The organism is Arcobacter sp. CECT 8989 (genome assembly GCF_004116715.1).
Classification (GTDB): Bacteria; Campylobacterota; Campylobacteria; order Campylobacterales; family Arcobacteraceae; genus Halarcobacter.
Genome location: NZ_PDKE01000002.1, coordinates 158,534 through 178,539 on the forward strand (window position 1 = coordinate 158,534; position 20,006 = coordinate 178,539).

The 20,006-nt window shown below is 29.2% G+C and carries 23 protein-coding genes and 1 pseudogene; 16 read left to right on the forward strand and 8 right to left on the reverse strand.

All coding sequences use genetic code 11. The features are described from left to right. Positions 1 to 1,056 carry a flagellar basal body P-ring protein FlgI gene (locus CRV02_RS02910; protein WP_258239057.1) on the reverse strand — a complete coding sequence of 352 codons (1,056 nt, stop codon included), beginning with the start codon at positions 1,054 to 1,056 and terminating at the stop codon, positions 1 to 3. 89 nt (positions 1,057 to 1,145) lie between these two features. On the opposite strand from CRV02_RS02910, the gene CRV02_RS02915 reads away from it, so the two are divergent. Genes CRV02_RS02915 through CRV02_RS02965 form a run of 11 tightly spaced genes read left to right on the forward strand, consistent with a single transcriptional unit; the run spans position 1,146 to position 10,383 of the window. Next, complete coding sequence (locus CRV02_RS02915; protein WP_129089088.1) at positions 1,146 to 2,336, forward strand: hypothetical protein; 1,191 nt, start codon at positions 1,146 to 1,148, stop codon at positions 2,334 to 2,336. Between the two features lies 1 nt (position 2,337). Then, complete coding sequence (locus CRV02_RS02920; RefSeq protein ID WP_129089089.1) at positions 2,338 to 2,598, forward strand: flagellar biosynthetic protein FliQ; 261 nt, start codon at positions 2,338 to 2,340, stop codon at positions 2,596 to 2,598. 3 nt (positions 2,599 to 2,601) lie between these two features. Beyond that, a complete protein-coding gene (locus tag CRV02_RS02925; RefSeq protein WP_129089090.1) occupies positions 2,602 to 3,006 on the forward strand; it encodes a hypothetical protein in 405 nt (134 codons plus the stop codon). A 9-nt stretch (positions 3,007 to 3,015) separates the two neighbouring features. After that, entirely contained in the window at positions 3,016 to 3,513 is a 498-nt protein-coding gene (locus CRV02_RS02930) for a MotE family protein (RefSeq protein WP_129089091.1), read from the forward strand. A 2-nt stretch (positions 3,514 to 3,515) separates the two neighbouring features. Then, entirely contained in the window at positions 3,516 to 4,040 is a 525-nt protein-coding gene (fliL, locus tag CRV02_RS02935) for a flagellar basal body-associated protein FliL (RefSeq protein ID WP_129089092.1), read from the forward strand. Between the two features lie 2 nt (positions 4,041 to 4,042). Then, a complete protein-coding gene (locus CRV02_RS02940) occupies positions 4,043 to 4,474 on the forward strand; it encodes a hypothetical protein (RefSeq protein ID WP_129089093.1) in 432 nt (143 codons plus the stop codon). Then, complete coding sequence (locus CRV02_RS02945; RefSeq protein WP_129089094.1) at positions 4,461 to 5,171, forward strand: flagellar basal body L-ring protein FlgH; 711 nt, start codon at positions 4,461 to 4,463, stop codon at positions 5,169 to 5,171. Before CRV02_RS02940 ends, CRV02_RS02945 begins: the two co-directional genes overlap by 14 nt. Before the next feature lie 58 nt (positions 5,172 to 5,229). Next, positions 5,230 to 7,845 (forward strand): flagellar basal body rod C-terminal domain-containing protein, encoded by a 2,616-nt coding sequence (locus tag CRV02_RS02950; RefSeq protein WP_129089187.1) that lies wholly within the window; start codon positions 5,230 to 5,232, stop codon positions 7,843 to 7,845. Positions 7,846 to 7,856: 11 nt separating this feature from the next. Beyond that, on the forward strand, positions 7,857 to 9,725 hold the full coding sequence (fliD, locus tag CRV02_RS02955; protein WP_129089095.1) for a flagellar filament capping protein FliD: 1,869 nt from the start codon (positions 7,857 to 7,859) through the stop codon (positions 9,723 to 9,725). A gap of 59 nt (positions 9,726 to 9,784) precedes the next feature. Continuing rightward, a complete protein-coding gene (fliS, locus tag CRV02_RS02960; RefSeq protein WP_129089096.1) occupies positions 9,785 to 10,144 on the forward strand; it encodes a flagellar export chaperone FliS in 360 nt (119 codons plus the stop codon). Next, the gene (locus CRV02_RS02965; RefSeq protein ID WP_129089097.1) at positions 10,120 to 10,383 is read left to right on the forward strand and encodes a hypothetical protein; all 264 of its coding nucleotides are present in this window, start codon (positions 10,120 to 10,122) and stop codon (positions 10,381 to 10,383) included. The genes fliS and CRV02_RS02965 overlap by 25 nt, the downstream gene beginning before the upstream one ends. Here the strand turns inward: CRV02_RS02965 and tilS are convergent. Both tilS and rimO read right to left on the reverse strand, forming a co-directional pair. Beyond that, positions 10,380 to 11,372, reverse strand: a complete 993-nt coding sequence (tilS, locus tag CRV02_RS02970; RefSeq protein ID WP_129089098.1) for a tRNA lysidine(34) synthetase TilS — start codon at positions 11,370 to 11,372, stop codon at positions 10,380 to 10,382. The two genes, CRV02_RS02965 and tilS, sit on opposite strands and share 4 nt — an antisense overlap. Beyond that, positions 11,362 to 12,726 carry a 30S ribosomal protein S12 methylthiotransferase RimO gene (gene rimO / locus CRV02_RS02975; protein WP_129089099.1) on the reverse strand — a complete coding sequence of 455 codons (1,365 nt, stop codon included), beginning with the start codon at positions 12,724 to 12,726 and terminating at the stop codon, positions 11,362 to 11,364. The genes tilS and rimO overlap by 11 nt, the downstream gene beginning before the upstream one ends. A 154-nt stretch (positions 12,727 to 12,880) precedes the next feature. On the opposite strand from rimO, the gene CRV02_RS02980 reads away from it, so the two are divergent. Further along, positions 12,881 to 13,318, forward strand: a complete 438-nt coding sequence (locus CRV02_RS02980; protein ID WP_129089100.1) for an META domain-containing protein — start codon at positions 12,881 to 12,883, stop codon at positions 13,316 to 13,318. An 18-nt stretch (positions 13,319 to 13,336) separates the two neighbouring features. Here the strand turns inward: CRV02_RS02980 and panC are convergent, their stop codons facing one another. Next, on the reverse strand, positions 13,337 to 14,158 hold the full coding sequence (gene panC, locus CRV02_RS02985; protein ID WP_129089101.1) for a pantoate--beta-alanine ligase: 822 nt from the start codon (positions 14,156 to 14,158) through the stop codon (positions 13,337 to 13,339). 68 nt (positions 14,159 to 14,226) lie between these two features. Next, positions 14,227 to 15,186 (reverse strand): ABC transporter permease, encoded by a 960-nt coding sequence (locus CRV02_RS02990; RefSeq protein WP_129089102.1) that lies wholly within the window; start codon positions 15,184 to 15,186, stop codon positions 14,227 to 14,229. A gap of 29 nt (positions 15,187 to 15,215) precedes the next feature. Here CRV02_RS02990 and acpS point away from each other — a divergent pair, with 29 nt between their 5' ends. Beyond that, positions 15,216 to 15,566 (forward strand): holo-ACP synthase, encoded by a 351-nt coding sequence (gene acpS / locus CRV02_RS02995; protein WP_129089103.1) that lies wholly within the window; start codon positions 15,216 to 15,218, stop codon positions 15,564 to 15,566. A gap of 5 nt (positions 15,567 to 15,571) precedes the next feature. On the opposite strand, the gene ruvX is transcribed toward acpS, so the two are convergent. After that, positions 15,572 to 15,952: a Holliday junction resolvase RuvX gene (gene ruvX, locus CRV02_RS03000; protein WP_129089104.1), complete on the reverse strand. Its 381-nt coding sequence runs from the start codon at positions 15,950 to 15,952 to the stop codon at positions 15,572 to 15,574. 66 nt (positions 15,953 to 16,018) lie between these two features. On the opposite strand from ruvX, the gene serB reads away from it, so the two are divergent. From serB to CRV02_RS03015, 3 genes are all read left to right on the forward strand, one after another. Continuing rightward, positions 16,019 to 16,639 carry a phosphoserine phosphatase SerB gene (serB, locus tag CRV02_RS03005; RefSeq protein WP_129089105.1) on the forward strand — a complete coding sequence of 207 codons (621 nt, stop codon included), beginning with the start codon at positions 16,019 to 16,021 and terminating at the stop codon, positions 16,637 to 16,639. A gap of 40 nt (positions 16,640 to 16,679) precedes the next feature. Next, positions 16,680 to 17,681, forward strand: a complete 1,002-nt coding sequence (locus tag CRV02_RS03010; protein WP_129089106.1) for a transaldolase — start codon at positions 16,680 to 16,682, stop codon at positions 17,679 to 17,681. Between the two features lie 93 nt (positions 17,682 to 17,774). Beyond that, a complete protein-coding gene (locus CRV02_RS03015; protein WP_375137082.1) occupies positions 17,775 to 19,130 on the forward strand; it encodes a class II 3-deoxy-7-phosphoheptulonate synthase in 1,356 nt (451 codons plus the stop codon). Positions 19,131 to 19,147: 17 nt separating this feature from the next. Here CRV02_RS03015 and CRV02_RS03020 read toward each other — a convergent pair. Both CRV02_RS03020 and gatC read right to left on the reverse strand, forming a co-directional pair. Further along, positions 19,148 to 19,441 (reverse strand): annotated as a pseudogene (locus CRV02_RS03020) (arsenate reductase family protein); the annotation flags it as partial. Between the two features lie 56 nt (positions 19,442 to 19,497). Next, entirely contained in the window at positions 19,498 to 19,788 is a 291-nt protein-coding gene (gatC, locus tag CRV02_RS03025) for an Asp-tRNA(Asn)/Glu-tRNA(Gln) amidotransferase subunit GatC (RefSeq protein ID WP_129084953.1), read from the reverse strand. Between the last annotated feature and the right edge of the window lie 218 nt (positions 19,789 to 20,006).

Sequence of the window (20,006 nt, forward strand, 5' to 3'; positions counted from 1 at the left end):
CTATCCTCTTATCTCTAATTCAACGTCTAAAGCACCAAGCTCTTTGATCATTTTTAGGGTATCAATTATTTCAGTAATTGGTAATTTCATTACCTTCATTGCTCTTACTAAATCTGAAACAGTTGGTTGTTTTTTTGTGTTCATTAAAGTATTGTCAATATTAACAGCAACTGGCTTGTTTTCAAGTCTTACATCATCACCAATATCTTGACCTTTATTAATCTTTTTGTCATCCCATTGAACATCACTAAGTTCTGATTTTTTAATTCTAATTGTAAAATCATTTTTAGCTACTGTAACAGGACCAATTGGAATATCAAGTCCTGCAATAATAGTCTCTCTAGCAACATCTATGATAATTTTTTTCTTAAATGTAGAGTCTAACTGAATACTTTGAACATCAGAAAGAAACTTAACAATTGAACTATCTAAAGGTTTTTTTACATAGATAGTTCTTGTGTCAAGGGCAACTGCTAGAGGTTTATTAAAAAATTCATTAATCTTTTTTTCTACTAGGTATGCTTGTTTTGCATCATTTTTTAATAAACTTAGTTTGATGCTATCTTCATTTTTAAGTGAGTATTCTACTTCATTTTCAACTGTTGCACCCTCATAAATAAAACCTGTAGTTTCATTTTGATTGTCTGCAACAATAGAACCTTGTGCAAGTGCATAAACTTGACCATCAACAGCTTTTAATTGAGTTAGTAGAAGTTCCCCATTATCAATAGACTTTGCATCACCTATTGCAGAGATTTTTACTTTAATCTTATCCCCTTGTCTTGCAAAAGGAGGAAGTTCTGCTGTTACCATAACGGCTGCAATGTTTTTTGATTTAATTGATGAGGCTGGTATTTTAATATATGAGTTTCTAAGAAGGTTTTGTAAACTTTGCATAGTGAATTGTGATTTGTCTCCAGAACCTGCAAGTCCCACAACAAGACCATATCCAATAAGTTGGTTATCTCTAATTCCTACAACATTTGAAATATCTTTAATAGTTACAGCATAAATACTTTGTAAAAAAAATAATAAAACTATAAAAAACTTCAACACTACACCTCTTTGATAATTGAGAATATTTTATCTAAAATTTTATAAAAACAAGGTATAATTTTCTTTAAAAATAATTTTAGGGCAATCTTTTGACTATATATATCTACGGTAGTGAAAGTTTTAAAAGTGAAATAAACGCTGTTTTAAGACATTCTAATATAAAGTTTAGACTCGATGACAAGGGCGAAGTAAAAGAGTTGAAAACTTTAGAGGAATTAAAGGCAGCAATAGAAGAAAACCCTAATAATATATACTTAATTGATGACTCAAAGATTATAAAAAAGAATATACTTACAGATAAAATAAAATTTTTAAAGCCTAAAGATGGGATTGATCAAGACTATCTTTTAGACCATGGAATAGGTGATGTTTCAGTTGACTCTATTGATGAACTTTCTAAACACATAATTAGAAGATTAGATTCAGTTATTGATAAAGAAGATGATATTGAAGATATTCAAGACTCAATTATAGAAATAGTTGAAGGTGCTTATGAAGAGGATTCTGAAAATAAAACTTCTGATGATTATGTTGTAGAGCAAATAGAAGATATTGAAGAAGTTACTTTAGATGATGAATTAAGTGCACTTCTTTCCTCTTCTAAAGAGGAAGATGAATCTTTCTTTGAAGAAGAAAATGAGTATTCACATATGAGTGATGAAGATGCATTAGCTGATATTTTAAATCAAGTTGAAGAGGTTGAAATCCCAGAATCACAAGCTAACAAAGAAGAAATAGAAGGAAATGAATTTGATCCATCTTCTAATTTGGATGATCTTTTAGTACAATTAGAAGAGAGTCATAATGAGCAATTAGATTCAAATTTGGAAGAAAATAGTGAAACTAGAAGTTCTGAAGACTTAGAGGATTTACAAGATGTTTTAAATCAAATAGAAGAAACTTCAATTTCTGAAATAAAAGAAGAAGAGAACACTGTAGATCCACTTATGGATTTGAGTTTTGATGATAATTTAGATAATATAGAAAATAATGAAAAGAGTATTGAACTTAAAGAAGTTCCAAATACTCAAGGAGAAAACATGTCAGATGATTTTTCAGAGTTTGATACTCTAAGTGAGAATGATATTCTTGCTGCTTTAAATAATGTAGACAATGTAACTGTTACAAAAGAAGATAAATCGCAAGAAAGTATTGCACAAGCTAGTAGTCCATCAAATTCAGTTGATGTTAATTCAGCAAATACAGATGACATTGCCAAATTAATTACACAATTATTGAATAATAAAACTTTAGAAATAACAATTAAAGTTAAAGAGTAGCATGGACCTAATAGCTATTGCGGAAAATACGGTAAAGATTATTTTAATCTTAGGTTTACCGTCATTGATTGTAAGTATGATAATTGGACTTGTAATCTCAATTTTTCAAGCAGTAACACAGGTTTCTGATGCATCATTAACTTTTGTACCTAAAGTTATAGTAGTATCAATTTTTATATTGATTACTTTACCTTGGGTTGGTGATCATATCTCAACATATACTAAGGATCTTTGGGATTTAATGTTGATTTTTGGAGAGTAATTTATGATTGATCAGTTATACAATTTAAAAAAAATTCAAGCAGATCAGAAGTTTATGGAAAAAGCTCAATTACAATCAAAAATAAATCAATTAGATGCTGAAATCATGCTTACTCACAATCAAATTAGTAGTGCTTGTGTTCAAAAGTTTGGTGCAATCTCTGACTTTGCAGTTTTAGAAATGCATAAGAATACAATGAAAGAGCATATAAAAAAACTTGAGGCTGAAAAACTTGTTGTTGCTGCTAAAATGGAAAAAGTAGTTGAGGAAATAGTTGAATTGCAAAAAGAGACAGAACAATTTGAATATATTCTTGATGAGATGAAGCAAGAAAAACAGTTACAAATACTAAAAGCAGAAGTTGAAGCTGCTGAAGAATATGTTCAAAGTAAATATATAAGTCAATAAGGAGAGTATTTGTTAAGAGTAGTAATTTTATTTTTAATATCAACTATAGTTTTAAATGCTCAAGAAGAGAGAGTAACTAGTGCTGCTTTAATTAAACAAAAAATTGAAGTAAAAGAGTTAAAAAAAGAGCTTAATATCTTTTATAATAAAAAAGAGAAAGAGTATCAAGAACGAAAAAAAGAGTTATTAGATTTAATAAAAAAAGTAGAAAATGAAAAAAAAGCAATTGCAAAGATAAGAGATGAAAATCTTCAATTGTTAAAAGATATTAATGGTGAAGTAGAAAGTAAGACATCAAAAATATATAATAAAATGAAACCAAAGATTGCAGCTTCAATATTTAATGAAATGATAAATAATGGAAAAGTTGAAGATGTTTTTGATATAATCTTAAGATTAAAAGAGAATAATGTAACATCATTAATGAAATTTTTAAGCCCAAAAAATGCAGCAATGCTGACAATAATGTTAAAAGACTATAGGGCTAAAAATCAAGACGAAGGGTAATTATGGCAGAAGAAAATGGCGGAACAACTAAAGCTGGTGGTGGAAAAGGATTAATGATTGTGCTTATTGCACTAATTGTTATTTTATTACTTGCAGTAGGTGTTGGTGGATATTTACTAGTTAGTAGTGGTGTATTAAATGGTCAACAAGCTCAGCAACAAGTACAAAAAGAGGAGTCAGGAGACTCTAATGAAATGTACAAAACAGCAATTAATGACTTAGTACTTAATATTACTAACGCAAAGGGTAGAGAAAAATTAATGAAACTATCTTTTCATTTAAAAAGTACAGAACCATCAATTGAAAAAATTGTAGAAGAGTATAAACCAGAAATAGTTGATGCTGTGATTGCACAAATTAGTTCAAGAAGTTCAGAAGAGTTATTAACAGTTGGTGGTAAAGCACTTTTAAAAGAAGAGCTTTTAGAAGATATAAATAACATTATTAATGAAGTAACATCAAGCAATGATGATATTAAAAGAAATAATGTTAAAAATATTTTATTCACTACTTTTGTAATTAAATAAAAATGATAGTTGCAGTTAAAACCAACAATAAAAAAAGACTTTTAATAAAAGTAGCTTCTTCAGTTGCTGTTATTGTAATGTTTATTGCTTATTATTTTCATATGAGCAATGAATTTGCAATGCAACAAAAAAAAGAGCAAGAGCAAAAATTAAAAGCAATAGAAATAGATAATAAAAAAGTAATGCAAAAAAAGCTAGAAAGAATTATCTATAGAGAAGTTGAAACTGCAGTTGATTTAATAGGACAAAGAAATATTCAAGATGTAAAAATAATTTCTGATAGAGTTTTAATTCTTACAGATGTTGGAACAAATCTTGACGCATTAAAAGTTAGATATGGAAGTACAGCTTTAATAAAAAAAGATTTAAAAAATATTAAAATTGCTATTGATTTAAAATATGTTGTTGAAAGTAAAATGAATGAAATTAAGTAAGTATTTATTACTAATAGCTTTACCTTTTTTATTAGTTGGGTGTGTTGAACAACCAGAAATTAAATTTGAAAAGCCAACACTTCAAGTTCCAAAAGTAAAACCAAAAGTACAAAAGAAAAAAGGTTCTTTATATTCAATGAGAGGACCTTCTTTATTTGCTGATAAAAAAGATTTACAAGTTGGAGATATAATTCAAGTTAGAATTAGTGAGTCTTTAAACTCTAAAACTAATACAAAAAGAGAAATTAGTTCAGATAGAAGTTCTAATTTAGGTGGTGGACTTATTTCTCAAATGGATGCAAATATTCCTTTATCTTCATCTGTTCAAAAAGCTGCAGATAAATTTAATTCATATGCAGGTATTAATTTTGGAACTGAAAGTACAAGTGAAAACAGTGGTGAAGTAAAAACTAATCTTAGTGAAACATTTAGTACAAGTGTTTCTGCTATAATAGAAGAAACATACCAGAATGGGAATTATTTAATTCGAGCACAAAAAGAGATGCTAATTGATGGGCAGAAACAGTCATTAGTTTTAACAGGAGTAATTAGACCATATGATATAACTCCTGAAAACTCTGTAACTTCATCACAAGTAGCAAATCTTAAAATTTTATATATAAAAGATGGTGAAGAACAGGATGTTATGAGAACCCCTTGGGCAACAAGGATAATACAAACCTTCTGGCCCTTTTAATCTAATTTTAAGAAATGTAATGTGATAATTGGTAAAAATTATCATAAAAGGAGTAATTATGCTAAAGTCATTAAATGTGGCACAAAGTGGTTTAACTGCCTCGAAATATGCAATTGAAAATATATCAAATAACCTAGCAAATGAAAATACTCCTGGATATAAAAAAAGAGTTGTACAGTTAAGTGAATTAGAGTTAATAGATTCTAGGTTTACTGGACGTGGAGTAAGGGCTGATAGTGCTTACAGAATTACTTCTCAATATATGTATGATAATATGATGAATGAAAACACTAAATCAAATTATTATAGTACAATATCAAGAATAACTGGTAGTATTGAAGTTATGTTTTCGGAAACTGATGAAAGTGGTTTCTCTAGTGATTTAGATAGATATTTCCAATCAATTGAAAACTTAAGAACAAATCCAAATTCAGAAATTTATAGAACAACTTACAAAACCCAAGGTACAGTATTAGTTGAATCTTTACAAAATTTATACTCAAATATTGAAAAAGAAGAAGAGTTAACGAAATTTTCATTAGAAGCAAATGTAAAAAAAGTTAACAATCTTATTAATGAAATAGGGGAAGTAAATCAACAATTAGGTCAGCATGTAGAAGCTTCAAACGATTTACTTGATAAAAGAGATCAACTTGAGAGAGAGTTATCTCAATATGTTGATATTGAAGTAGATAGAAGTAATAATGAGTATAGCTTAAAAGTTGGTGGTGAGATTGCTGTTAGATATAACACAAATATTCGTGAAATTAATTTGGTAGAAGAGTTTGAACCTCAAATTGATAGATTTTCGACAAATCCACCAACAGGTAAAGCTGGTGATGCTATTGCAGAAAACTATGATATAGGTCCTGGAGATAAAATATCGTATAAATTCAATAATGAGTTTGAAGTTTCTGTTGAGATTGGAAGCAATACATATAAAGATGGCAATGGAAACGAATATGAAATTGACTTAGATGGTGATGGAAATCCAGATACTATTGATGAAACAAACTATATTAGAGCCTTAAGTTTTGCAATAAATAGTAATAAAGATATCTCAGAACATGTTACTGCATATAATGGAGATTATTCTATTGATGAACAAGGTAACATTGTAGATAATACGGATCAAGATGAGTTTTTACGTGTTCAAGCAAATGTAGATGGAGAAGATGGTAAATTTCAAGGTAGAATAGTAGTTGAAGAAGCCTACAACCCTACTTATGAAGCAGAAAAAATAGTATCACCTACTGATAAAGTGGATAGTAATTTAACTGTTCCTATTGATGATGGATTAAATCATATTGTAATTGATGGAGAAGCTTTTACTATACAAGGGGAAGACTTTTCTGTTTTAGCAAGTGCAATAGATGGAAGTCCTACTTTATCTCCTGCAAGTTATAACTCTACTTCTGAAACATTGACTATTAACGGAGTTTCTTTTTCAACTGCAGGAAAAACATATAATGATTTGATTGCAGATATAAATGCAGAAGGAACATATACCGCAGCTGAAGGTAATGCAATTTTTATTAATAATAAAAAGTTTATTACTGCAGGAGAAGATTTTGCAGCTTTAGCAACTGAAATAAATTCAGACCCTAATTTTGTTGCATCTTATAATGCAGGTACAAATCAACTTTCAATTAATGGCCATAACTTTTCAACTGCTGCACCGGCTACGTATGCAGATGTTGCAACTGTAATTAATAATAATACTTCATTTACTGCTTCAACAGAAATTAGAGGTTCCATTAGTGTTACTGTTGATGGTGAAGAAAAAGAATTTACAATAACAGATACTACTACTTATGCACAGCTTGTTGATAAAATAAATGCTGACCCAGATTTAAATGCTTCTGTTACAGATGATGGTAAATTTACTATTTCAAATTTAAAGAATAGAAATGAGCCTTTAGAAATAACTGAAGACTTACCAACTCCTCTTGGAATTGAACAAGCTGAAAAAAGAAATGGTTCAATATTTAAAAATGAACAGCAAAGCCAAGTAGCAGAAGACAAAGTTTATTTATCTGTGTATGACAAAGAAATAACACTTAAATCAGGAATTTTAAAAGCTGAAACTGAAAACTTAACAACAATGTCTCCAAACAATAAAATTATTGATTATAAAGAAAAACTAGATAATTTTGCTAGATCGTTAAGTGATTTATATGATAAGTTTGTAAAAACAAGTCCTGATGGAGATTATATTTATGGACATGTTGCATCAGATAATTATTCTGGTGATAGAGAAGTGAGTAATTTAAATTTATTTAGTGGTATGGATGTTATGTCACTAAAATTTAATGAAGAAGCGGTAAATGATTTAAGTCAAGTTGATTTAGATTATATGGCAACAATGCAGTGGAAAAAAGATATTGAATTTGATGGATTTGCACAAGATGGTTCAAATTTAAATAATACTTCACTTTCTGAATTTTTTCAAGAAATAAAAGTAAACATTTCTTCTGATAAAGAAAATAACGATTTTTTATTAGAGACTCAACAGACTGTTTTTCAATCAATTCAGTTTAAGTTTGAGCAATTAACAAAAGTAGATCCAGATGAAGAAATGATTAATTTAATGCAATTTCAAGCAGCATATACAGCAAATGCAAAGATTATTACTGCTGTAGATGAGATGATTCAAACTCTTCTTGGAATGTAAAGGAGGCAATTATGGCTGAAGGAATTTTAGGATTAGGAAGTTCACAGTTAAATCAAGAGCTTTTAGATAAATTAAAAGATGCAGAAAGAGTAGCAAGAGTAAAACCTATTGAAGACCAGCTTAATTCTATTACAGAAGAAGGTGGAGAGAGTGACACTCTAAAGAGCATTACAGATCAAGTAAATCAATTTTTAGAAAGTGTAAAACCTTTTGATCTTTTTGTTAAAGGTGGTGTGAATGCCTTTGATCAAAAAGTTGCAAATGTTACAGGTACTTCAGCAGTTTTTGATGCTGTTGATGTTGGACAAATTAGTGAAGGTACAACAGAAGTATTTATTGAGCAATTAGCAAAAAAAGATGTTTACCAAACAAATACCTTTGCAGATAAAAAAGCAGTTGTAGCTACTAGTTCAAGTATAGATATTAATGGAAAAACTTTTACTACGCAAGGTGAAGATTTTGAAAGCTTAGCTCAAGTAATTAATGATGAAGGTTCAATAACAGCGACATATGATTCAGTAGCAAATACTTTAACAATCAACGATGGAGTAAATGGAGATGTTGTTTTTTCAACTGATGGAAAAACATATAGTGATTTAGCTACTGATATTGATGCTGATGTTAACTTTAGTTCTTCTATTCCTGCAAAACCTATATCTGGAGATATGTTGACGTTAAATCAACCAGGTAAGCCAGTTTATCAAAGTGATATTAAAGTATCTAATGATGATATAGTTGATGCTACAGGCGGAACAATAACTATAAATGTAGATGGTGTTGATAAGGAATTTACTATTAATGCTGACACTACTTATGGGGACTTAATTGCAGAGATTAATTTAGATGAAGAGTTAGATGCTAAACTTTCTTCAGAAGGAAGATTATCTATTTCTCATAAAGATAAAGAAACAGATATTACAGTAACTGAATCTCTTACTACCGAAACATTAGGAATGTCAAGAGGAGAAAAGTTCTCTACAGAGGGTTTAACTTATGAAGAGTTAGCAAAAAAAATAAACAACAATAGTAGTTATACTGCAAATGTAGAGAGTGTAGGAGAAAATCAAAATAGACTTGTTATTAAAAGTAGTGAGTCAGGACTTGAAAATGCTATTACAATTACACAAACAGGAGTTGATTTAGGGCTTAATGAAGCTTCTAATCATACTGTTTCTGCACAAAATATGAAAGCTACAGTAGATGGTATTGATTATGATGTTTCTTCAAATGTTATAGTTGTTGATGGTGGATTAAAAATCACGGCTGTAGAAAAGAATGAACCTGGAGAGTTTTCTTCAATTTCTATTGAGAAAGATGTTTCAACAGTTGAACCTCTTTTACAAGATTTTGTGTCACAATATAATGCGTTAATTTCAGTGATAGATGATGAGTTGTACTCATCAGAAAGTTCAATTGAAGATAAGTCAACACTTAGAACAGTTGTTGAAGGAATTAAAGATAAACTTTTTGGTTCATATGGTGATGATAAGCTAAGTATTTTTAATTTTGGTTTTGAAGTTGACAAAAATGGTGTGCTAAGTTTAGATAGTACAAAATTTAATGAAGCAATGGAAGATGATATTAGTGCTTTAAAAGATTTATTTATTGGTGCAGCAGAAAGTCCTGGCTTAGGAACAGACTTAAAAGAGTATGTAGACTCTTTAGATTCATTTGATGGACTTTTAACAAAGTATGAAGAGAACATGAATTCTCGAAAAGAGTCTTTACAAGAAGATGTAGATAGTGCACAAGAATCTTTAGATAGTAGATATGCATTATTGGCACAGCAATTTGCATCTTATGGTGCAGTTATTGCACAGTTTGAAAATCAATTCGCAGGCTTAAAAATGATGATTGAACAATCAATATCTGGGAACTAAAATTAGTTCAACTTAAGTAAAGTTATAATATACTTTTCGAATATTAATTGGAGAATTTAATGGGAATTGAAGCATATCAGCAACAAGGTGCAGTATCAAATGACCCTTACATGCTTGTATTAAAGTTATATGAAGGAACTTTAAAATATTTATCTTTTGTAAAGCATGCAATGGAAACAGGTGACGTAGAGATGAAGTTCACTAATATTAATAAAACTGTAGCTATTTTTGATGAACTAAGAAATGTTCTTGATTTTGATAATGGTGGAGATGTTTCTTACTATTTAGATGGGCTATATTTATATCAAATTGAAACACTATTTACTGCAGGTGTTGATGATAATGTTAATGCAGTAGAACAAGTAATGAAAGTTGTTCAAGGTTTAATTGACGCATGGAAAGAAGAGACAGGTCTTTAAAGGCTTTAGAAGAGTTAATATATATTGACTCTTTAGACTCTTACCAAAGAGCAGATGCTCTTGTAAATTGGTATGAGAAATATTTAAGTGATGGAGATATCACTAGCTTTGATTTAGAACTTGAAGATTTAAAAAAACTTCAAGAACTTTTTTATAAAAGTGTAGATTTTTTAAAAACTCACAAAGAAACTACAAGAAAAGAGATTGTTGAAAATAGAAAAGTAAGAAAATTTCTTTAATCTATTTTCTCTAACAGTTTTTCAATCTCTACGTATTCAAAAATATAAAATCTAACCTTATTAGGGATTTTATTTATCCTACAAACTTCTTTAAACTCTTTTGTTAAAATAGTGTCTTTAAGATATGGACAAATATAAATATAAGTATCCAAAATTGAAATAACTATTTTATGTGAAACTACTAACTCTTTTTGAATTAAAATCTCATCTCTTTGTTTTTTTGTAAGAAGTATTCCTCTTTTTTTCAAACTTTCGTCAATGATTTTGATATTTAGATTATCATCATTTGTATTTTTATATACTTCTAAATCTTTATCTTTAAAGATTAGTGATATTGAGTTTTTTAAAGATTTTAAATCTTCTTCTAGGTATTCAAAACTATTACTAATTCCTTCTTCAAACTCATTTATAAGTGCATTTGAAAAGTGTTTTCTAAAATAGTTTCTTTTAAAGTTTTCATCTTCATTTGAGCTATCTATAAAGTATTTGATATTATTTTCATTTAGATAGTTTTCAAGAGTTTGTCTAGAAATATTAATTAGAGGTTTAAAAACTTTGTAATCTTTTCTACTAGATTCTAATTCAAAGGATAGTATTTCATTTAGTCCTGCACCTTTAGTAAACTGCATCAAAAACCACTCTAGCTTATCGTTTAGTTGGTGCGCGGTAATTAGTGCTTCATAAGAGTTGTCTTCAATTATTTCATCAAAGAAGTTATATCTAACATCCCTTGCTTTTTTTTCAAAGTTTGAAGTATTATTTAAAACAACTTCTTTTAGATAGATTTTTTTATTGTATTTTTTACCTAGTTCTTTTGCATATGCAACTTCTTCTTTAGACTCTTTTCTAAAGTTATAGTCAACAATTGCAATATCAAAGGGAATCTTTTTTTCAAGTAAAAGAAAAAAAAGAGCAGAAGAATCAACACCACCTGAAAAACCTAAGAGATTTCTCTTTGTGTTGATTACTTCAAAATTTTTAGTTTGCATATTCTTTAGTAACAGTTGCTAATAGTTTATCTCCAACTAGTTCTGTGATTTTAACTCTGTATTTACCACCAAACTCAATCTGTTTTCCTTCGCCATCTTCATTTAGTAGCTGATTATCATTGATATATACTTCTCCGTCAATTTCAGGAGCCCAAGCAGTTTTTCTAGCACTTAATAAGTACTCATGCTCATCACTTTCTCCATCAACATAAACATCAAACTCATTTCCAATCTCTTGTGCTAGTGATTCAAGAGTTGTCTCTTTTATGATTTCACCTAAAACTTCTGCTCTTTCATCAATAATCTCTTGAGGAACCTTATCTAACATATCATATGCACTTGTTCCATCTTCATCAGAATATGAGAATACATTAGCTCTGTCAAATTTATAGTCTCTAACAAAATCACATAACTCTTCAAAATCTTCTTGAGATTCTCCAGGATGTCCTACAATAAATGTTGTTCTTACAAAAGAGTTTGGAACTGCTTTCATTGAGTTCATTAGCTCTTTTAGTTTTTCAACACCTTTTCCTCTTTTCATAATTTTTAAGATATTAGATGAGATATGTTGTAAGGGCATATCAAAATAGTTTTCAAATACTTTTGAGTCTTTGATTTTTTCAATTAAATTTAGGCTTGTTGTACTCGGATAAAGATAAAGAATTCTTGCACTATGAACACCTTCAATTTTTTCAACTTCTTCAATTAACTTTTCAAGTCCATCTTTAATATTTAAATCTCTTAAATATGAAGAAGAGTCTTGTGAAACAAAAGAAAAGTCTTTATATCCATTTGAAACAAGATTTTTAACCTCTTTTACAAGTGACTCTAAAGTTCTAGAATGAAGTTTTCCTTTAAAGCTAGGGATTGCACAGAATGAACAGGTTTGATTACATCCTTCACTTAATTTGATATAGGCATGATATGAAGAAGCAGTAATAACTCTATCATCTGATTCATCTAATAAAAATACTTCATCCGTAAAAGCAGATCTTTTTTCATTTACAAGTTTATCAATCTTGTCATAATCCCCAACCCCTGTAAAAATATCAATTTCTGGAAGCTCTTTTTGTAGTTCTTCTTGATATCTTTGTGTTAAGCATCCTGCCATTACAAGAACTGATTCTTCTTTTCTTTCATCATGCAGATTTAAAATAGTATTAATACTCTCTTCTTTTGCACTATCAATAAATCCACATGTATTTACGATGATTACATCAGCAATAGTAGGTTCGTTGGTAATTTCATACTCTTTTAGTTTTCCTAACATGATTTCTGAATCAACAAGGTTTTTTGTACATCCAAGACTAACTAAATGTAAAGTTTTTGTAGGTTTTGTTTCGCTAAATCTCATTCTTTTTTATCTTTTTAAATTTTTTGCGAATTTTAGCATAATATCAGATTTTTGTAAATTATATTAGCTGAAAATTTTACATTAATTTTATATTAAAATCATTTTGATATGTTATCTTTGCAAAATTAATAAATGATTATTTACAGGAGCAGTTATGATTAAAAATATTAATCTTTCAGTATTAGGCTTTTTGAGCCTTTTTTTTGTTGCATGTTCGAGTAATACAAATGTTCAAAAAGAGCAACTAAAACCAAATGTGTCATTGACAAATACTTATTGGAAAGCAATATTTTTTTTTGATAAAGAAGTAAAAGTTTTCAGAAAAGAAGCCTATATCAAGTTTCAAAAAGATGGAAGAGTTATTGGAAATTTAGGATGTAATAACTTTTTTGGACAGTTTACTCAAAATAGTGAAAACATAGAGTTTAGCAAAGTAGCTAGTACAAAAATGATGTGTCCAAATATAAAAACTGAAGATGCTTTTGCAAAGGTTTTATCAGGTGCAAAAACTTTTAAAACCAAAGGTGAGAGTATGAGTTTATTTGATAAAGAGAATAAAGAAATAGCAAGCTTTAAAGCGGTGTACTTTTAATAGTACACCTTTATTATCTTAAAGCCAGATATTATCAAGTAGTCTTGTATCTCCAAATCTTGCAACTACAAGGATAATAGAGTTCTTTAATTCAATCTTCTCAATCTCATTAAAGTTTCTATCAACAACAGCAATATACTCTACATCTAAAGTTTGCATTACTTCTTGCATTTTTTCCTTTAAAGCAGATGCTTTTAATTCACTTTTTCCTACAAGTGAAGCAGCAGAATATAAAGCTTTAGAGATTAAAAGAGCATCTTTTCTTTGAGTTTCATCTAAATAAACATTTCTAGAACTAAGTGCTAAACCATCTTTTTCTCTTACTATTTCACAAGGAACTATTTCAATTGGTAAAAATAGATTTTTAACCATTTGTTGTATAAGAGTTAATTGCTGAGCATCTTTTTTTCCAAAGTAAGCACGTGTTGGTTGAACTAAATTAAATAGTTTAAGTACAACTTGTAAAACCCCATCAAAATGTCCTGGTCTAGTTTTTCCTTCTAAAACATAACTATTATTAGGGGCTTTTATTAGTACCTCTTCTTCTGTATACATAGTAGAAATATCAGGCATAAATAGATAATCAACTTTGCACATTTCACATATTTTCTTATCTGCTTCGTCACGTCTTGGATAAGCATCTAAATCTTCACCTGGAAGAAATTGTGTTGGATTTACAAAGATAGAAACTACAACTACTTCATTTTCATTTCTCGCTTGTTTTATTAAAGAGATATGTCCATCATGTAGTGCTCCCATTGTTGGAACAAAACCTGTAGTTTTAGTTTTGTTAGAAGAAGTTACTTCTTGAAGTTCTTCTATTGTTTTTAAAATTTTCAAGACTTTCCTTATCAAGTTTCTTTTTGGCAAGTGTATAAAAAAATTGCTAAATACCTAAGAAATCCTAACTATTTTGCATCATAATTTGGATTTAGTTTTAGTAAGATTAAATCAGCAATCATATTTCCAAGAAGCGTAAGTAAAGCTCCAATAATAAGTATTCCCATAATAACTGGGTAATCATGACTTAAAGCACTTTGGAAAAATAGTAATCCCATTCCATTTATAGAAAAAATTGATTCTAAGATAACACTTCCTCCAATTATCCCTGGAAGAGATAACCCAAGTAATGTTATAACTGGTGGATAAAGATTAGGTAAAATATAGTATCTAAGAATTTGATTTTTAGTAAGACCTCTTGCTTTTGCAAAGAAGATATAATCAGATTTTAAAATCTCAATTACAAGTGATCTTACATATAAAGTCAAACTTCCAATTCCTGCAAAAGTGATTATAGATATTGGTAAAATTAAATGCCATGCATAATCTAAATAGTAAGTTAAACTTCCATCATCGGCAACTGAGTGAAGTCCAGCAATAGGAAGTATTTCTAAGTGAATAGAAAAAACCATTATTGCAATTAGTGCCAAATAAAATGAAGGCATAGAGAAACTTACCAAAGAAAGTTGACTAGCAAACTTGTCAAATAAAGAGTTTTTATTTAATGCTGCTTTGATGCCTAAGTAAAGTGAAATAATAAAGATTAAAAACATTGAAATAATATTTAGTGTTAAAGTTACTGGAAGTCTTTGTAAAATCTCATTTTTCACAAGCTCTCCACTTGCAAAAGATATTCCAAAATCAAGTTGTATAATTGCAAGAACCCAAGAGAAATATTGTACATAAAGAGGTTTGTCTAAACCATAGATAGCCTTTAGTTGTTCAATAGACTCTTTTGTTATATTTGGATTTAGTTCTCCACTTGCAAAAAAAGAGTTTGGAGCTAGATTTATAGCTACAAATGATATTAAACTTATAATAAAAAGCATAATGATAAGATATAATAATTTACGTAAAAATATTTTCATAAAGAATTATACAAAGAGATAGGTTAAAAATGATAGGTATTGATATAGCTTCAATTGATAGAATAAAAAATATGTATGAAAAGTTCGGAAGAAGAGCTTATGAAAGATTTCTTAATGATGAAGAGATTGAACTAATTAAAAGGTTTGAAACAGCAGCTGGTTTTTGGGCAGCAAAAGAAGCTGCAAGTAAAGCAATAGGTACAGGTATTGGAAAAGAGTGTTCTTTTCATGATTTAAAAATAAAAAAAGATAAAAATGGTGCACCAAAACTAAAGTATTCTAAAGCCTTAAGAAAGAAATATAAGATTAAAAAAACATCTCTTTCAATAACACATGATAAAGGCGTTGCAATAGCAGTGGTTCATAACTTAACTAAATAAAGGGATTAGTTCTTACTAAGATATCTTTCTAATATAATTTTAGCAGCAAGGGAGTCAACTCTTCCATCTCTTTTATATTTGATGTCACCTTTCATCAAATCTTCTGCTTCTATTGAACTCATATTCTCTTCTTGAAAGATAACTTCTTTGTCAAAATCAAGTAGATTTACAAAGTGCTTAATTCTTTTTTGCATATCTTCACTTGCACTTGGATATCCAACAATTAAAGTATCAATTTCCCACTCATTTAAAGTTTTTAAAACGTCATTTGAAGCTTGATTTCTATTCTTTCTTAATATTGCGGGAAGAGGTGTAACAATGTCCCCTTGTAGGCAAATTGCAAGTCCTATTCTTTTAAGTCCAATATCAATACAACAAAGCTTCAATCAGTTTCCTTTAGTAAAATTTGGATAATATTATAGCCTTAAAAGAATAAAACTAGGAAAATGTATATGAAATTAGCTGTATTTGATTTCGATTCAACTTTAATGGATGGAGAAACAATTGACTTTTTAGCTAAGCCTTTAGGTTTAGAGGAAAAAGTTGCAAGTATTACTGAAAAAGCAATGGCAGGAGATCTTGACTTTTTTGAATCTTTAGTAGAAAGAGTATCTTTACTAAAAGGTTTAGAGTATGCAAAAGCTGTAGAGATTTGTAAAAATTTACCTCTTATGCCAGGTGCTTTTGAATTAATTACGGAGCTTAAAAAACAAGACTATAAAGTAGTTTGTTTCTCTGGAGGTTTTAGAATAGGAACAGGGCCAGCTAAAGAAAAACTAGGAATAGATGCAGACTTTTCAAACATACTACACGAAAAAGATGGAGTTTTAACTGGTCTTGTTGGTGGAGATATGATGTTTGGTTTTTCTAAAGGTGATATGATTCAAAGAGTTCAAGCTATGCTTGGAGTTTCACAAGAAGATACTTTAGTAGCAGGGGATGGAGCAAATGATGTTTCTATGTTCCCTTATGCAGCAAAAAAAGTTGCATTTTGTGCGAAAGATATATTAAAAAAAGAAGCTAATATTATTGTTGATGAAAAAGATTTAACAAAAATATTAGACCATATATAACAAGTAACAAAGCGTTCTACGTAAAATAAAAGGATAATGAATGAGTTTAAAAGAAGATATTAATTACTCTTTATGGTGTGATTTTATAGAAAGAGATTTTTTAGAGAATAGATTTCAAGATATTATTAAAGATGAAGTAATCCATGGAGCTACTTCAAACCCAGCAATTTTTGAATCTTCTATTACAAATTCAGCAGCATATGACCAACAACTTCAAATGCTAAAAGCAAATGAAGCAAAAACTATTTATGAAGAGTTAGCAGTTTCTGATATTAGAAGAGCAGCAGAACTTTTACATGATTTACATTTAGAAGATAACAATGATGGGTTTATTTCAATTGAAGTTGACCCAACACTTTGCGATGATGCAAAGGGAACAGTTGAAGAGGGAATGAGATTAAACTCTTTAATTGGAGCAGATAATGTTATGATTAAAGTTCCTGCAACTGAGGCTGGATATGAAGCAATGAAAGAACTTACAAGTGCCGGAATTCATGTAAATGCAACTTTAATCTTCTCACCAGAACAAGCTATTAAATGTGCACAAGCTTTAGATGAAGGTATTAAAGCTTCAAACAAAGATATCAAAGCTGTTATCTCTGTATTTGTTTCAAGACTTGATAGAATGTGTGATAACAAAATGGTTTCAAAAGGTTTAGAGACTGCTAAACTTGGAATTATCAATGCAGCTAAGTGTTACCACGAAGTTGAAAAGTTTGAAAACAAAAATATTAGAACACTTTTTGCAAGTACAGGAGTAAAAGGTGATGAGTTAAGAGCAAGTTATTATATTGATACTTTAATTTATCCACACTCTGTAAATACAGCACCATTAGCTACTATTGAAGATTGGTTAGAAAATGGTCAAAAAACTCCTACAAAAGTTATTAGTGAAGAAGAGTGTAATAAGTATTTTAAATTATTAGAATCAAAAGACATTGATGTAAATGAAGTTTATACTAAGCTTTTAAATGATGGTTTAGAAGCATTTAAAGACTCTTTTGCAGACCTATTAAACAAACTAGCAAGAAAAGCAGATTAAAGTAGTTTTACTACTTTAATCACTCCTATTTTCCAGTCAACTTAAAGTTCTTTTTGGATAAAATTTTTCCAATTTCATATTAATAAAGGTTATATAATGAAAGCTTGGAGTCCAAATAGCTGGAGAGATTTCCCTATTAAGCAACAACCAACATATAAAGATTTAGAAAAATTAAAAAAAGTAGAGAATGAATTAGCTTCTTATCCTCCTTTAATTTTTGCGGAGGAAGCAAGAAACTTAAAATCTCAATTAGCTGAGGTAGTAAATGGTAAGTCATTTTTACTACAAGGTGGAGACTGTGCTGAGTCATTTAATGCATTTAATGCAAATAATATAAAAGATTTATTTAAAGTAATGATGCAAATGGCAGTTGTTTTAACTTTTTCAGGTGGATGCCCAGTTGTAAAAGTAGGAAGAATTGCAGGTCAGTTTGCAAAACCAAGAAGTGCAGACTTTGAAGAAGTAAATGGAATAGCTTTACCTTCATATAGAGGTGATATTGTAAATAATATGGGCTTTAATGAAAAAGATAGAGCACCAAAAGCTAAGAAATTATTAAAAGCATACAATCAAAGTGCATCAACTCTTAACTTATTAAGAGCGTTTGCAAGAGGTGGTATGGCTGATTTAAATAAAGTTCATTCTTGGAACCTTGATTTCGTAAAAGATAATAGACTAGGTGGGATGTATGAAAACTTAGCAAATAAGATTTCTGAAACACTAGATTTTATGCAATCATGTGGAATCACTGCTGAAAATACAGCACAGTTAAAAGAGACTGTTTTATATACTTCTCATGAAGCATTATTATTAAACTATGAAGAAGCATTAACAAGAAAAGATTCATTAACTGGTGATTGGTATGACTGTTCTGCTCATATGCTATGGATAGGTGATAGAACAAGAGAACTTGATGGAGCGCACTTAGAGTACTTTAGAGGTATTAAAAACCCTATTGGATGTAAAGTTGGTCCTTCTATGCAAGAAGATGAATTAATCAAACTAATTGATGCTTTAAACCCAGAAAATGAAGCAGGAAGATTAAATCTTATTGTTAGAATGGGTAATGAAAAGATTGCTGATAAATTCCCGAATTTACTAAAAAGAGTAAAAGAAGAAGGAAGAAATGTATTATGGTCATCAGACCCAATGCATGGGAATACTATCAAAACTGATAATGGATACAAAACAAGAGATTTTGAATCTATTTTAGGTGAAGTAAAACAGTTCTTCCAAATCCATAAAGCAGAAGGTACTTATGCAGGTGGTATTCACTTAGAAATGACAGGACAAAATGTAACTGAATGTACAGGAAGTTCAAGTTCTGCTATTACAGCTGAAGGTCTTTCTAGCAGATATCACACTCAATGTGACCCAAGATTAAATGCTGACCAAGCATTAGAATTATCATTTATGATTGCTGAAACTTTAAAAGAAGCAAGAAAGTAAATAAAACTATAAAGAGACTAGAAAGTCTCTTTATATGTCTCTTCATTGAAACCTACTAAAACATTATTATCATATTCTACAATAGGTCTTTTTAAAAGCATTGGCTCTTTAATAAGCCATTCAAGTTTTCCAGAGTCATCTAAGTTTAACTCTTTTAATTTTAGTGTTCTATATTTAGTTCCTCTTGAATTAAAAACTAAATCAATTCCTGCGTTTTGAACCCAGAACTCTATAGAAGTTGAAGTAGGAGTGTCTTTTTTCAAATTGAAAAACTCTACTTCTATGTTGTTGTCCTTAAAAAACCTTAAGGCTGATCTAACAGAGTTTCAGGTTTTTATTCCATAAACCTTAACTGCCATTTTTTTTCCTATTCTATAATTTTTGGTACTATAAAGTATCCATCTTCGCTTTTTGGAGCGTTTTCTAAGATTTGATTTGATAGTTCTAAATCTTGCTTAGCAGTGTCTTCTCTTAATGGAGTTCCACCTTCAACTGTATTGAATGTAGCTTCAATATTTGATACATCAATCTCATTTAGATTTTCTACGAAGTTGATAATATCTGCAAGTTCTGATTTTAGATTCTCTTTTCTTGAATCTTCAATCTCTAAGCTTGATAACTTTGATAGTTTATCAATTAATTTATCATCTACAGTCATAATTTTCCTTAACTAGTAAAGTATTTGGATTATAGCTAAAAAGAGTTTTAGAATTATTAAATATGAAGGAGATATTAGGTTCTATATCTTTATTAGACTTTTTAAAAATAAAAAGTATATTTAAAGTGAAAACAACATTTACTAAGTATGTTGATGATAAACTTAAAAGATATTTAAAAAGAAAAAGGAATTAATAGTGAAGAAAATAAAGAAGGAGA

Bases quoted from the DNA above. Each gene is read 5' to 3' on its own strand.
- CRV02_RS02920 (WP_129089089.1), top strand. From the start codon at position 2,338: ATGGACCTAATAGCTATTGCGGAAAATACGGTAAAGATTATTTTAATC.
- CRV02_RS02925 (WP_129089090.1), top strand. From the start codon at position 2,602: ATGATTGATCAGTTATACAATTTAAAAAAAATTCAAGCAGATCAGAAG.
- fliL (WP_129089092.1), top strand. From the start codon at position 3,516: ATGGCAGAAGAAAATGGCGGAACAACTAAAGCTGGTGGTGGAAAAGGA.
- CRV02_RS02940 (WP_129089093.1), top strand. From the start codon at position 4,043: ATGATAGTTGCAGTTAAAACCAACAATAAAAAAAGACTTTTAATAAAA.
- CRV02_RS02945 (WP_129089094.1), top strand. From the start codon at position 4,461: ATGAAATTAAGTAAGTATTTATTACTAATAGCTTTACCTTTTTTATTA.
- CRV02_RS02950 (WP_129089187.1), top strand. From the start codon at position 5,230: ATGCTAAAGTCATTAAATGTGGCACAAAGTGGTTTAACTGCCTCGAAA.
- fliD (WP_129089095.1), top strand. From the start codon at position 7,857: ATGGCTGAAGGAATTTTAGGATTAGGAAGTTCACAGTTAAATCAAGAG.
- fliS (WP_129089096.1), top strand. From the start codon at position 9,785: ATGGGAATTGAAGCATATCAGCAACAAGGTGCAGTATCAAATGACCCT.
- CRV02_RS02965 (WP_129089097.1), top strand. From the start codon at position 10,120: ATGGAAAGAAGAGACAGGTCTTTAAAGGCTTTAGAAGAGTTAATATAT.
- tilS (WP_129089098.1), bottom strand. From the start codon at position 11,372: ATGCAAACTAAAAATTTTGAAGTAATCAACACAAAGAGAAATCTCTTA.
- rimO (WP_129089099.1), bottom strand. From the start codon at position 12,726: ATGAGATTTAGCGAAACAAAACCTACAAAAACTTTACATTTAGTTAGT.
- CRV02_RS02980 (WP_129089100.1), top strand. From the start codon at position 12,881: ATGATTAAAAATATTAATCTTTCAGTATTAGGCTTTTTGAGCCTTTTT.
- CRV02_RS02990 (WP_129089102.1), bottom strand. From the start codon at position 15,186: ATGAAAATATTTTTACGTAAATTATTATATCTTATCATTATGCTTTTT.
- acpS (WP_129089103.1), top strand. From the start codon at position 15,216: ATGATAGGTATTGATATAGCTTCAATTGATAGAATAAAAAATATGTAT.
- serB (WP_129089105.1), top strand. From the start codon at position 16,019: ATGAAATTAGCTGTATTTGATTTCGATTCAACTTTAATGGATGGAGAA.
- CRV02_RS03010 (WP_129089106.1), top strand. From the start codon at position 16,680: ATGAGTTTAAAAGAAGATATTAATTACTCTTTATGGTGTGATTTTATA.
- gatC (WP_129084953.1), bottom strand. From the start codon at position 19,788: ATGACTGTAGATGATAAATTAATTGATAAACTATCAAAGTTATCAAGC.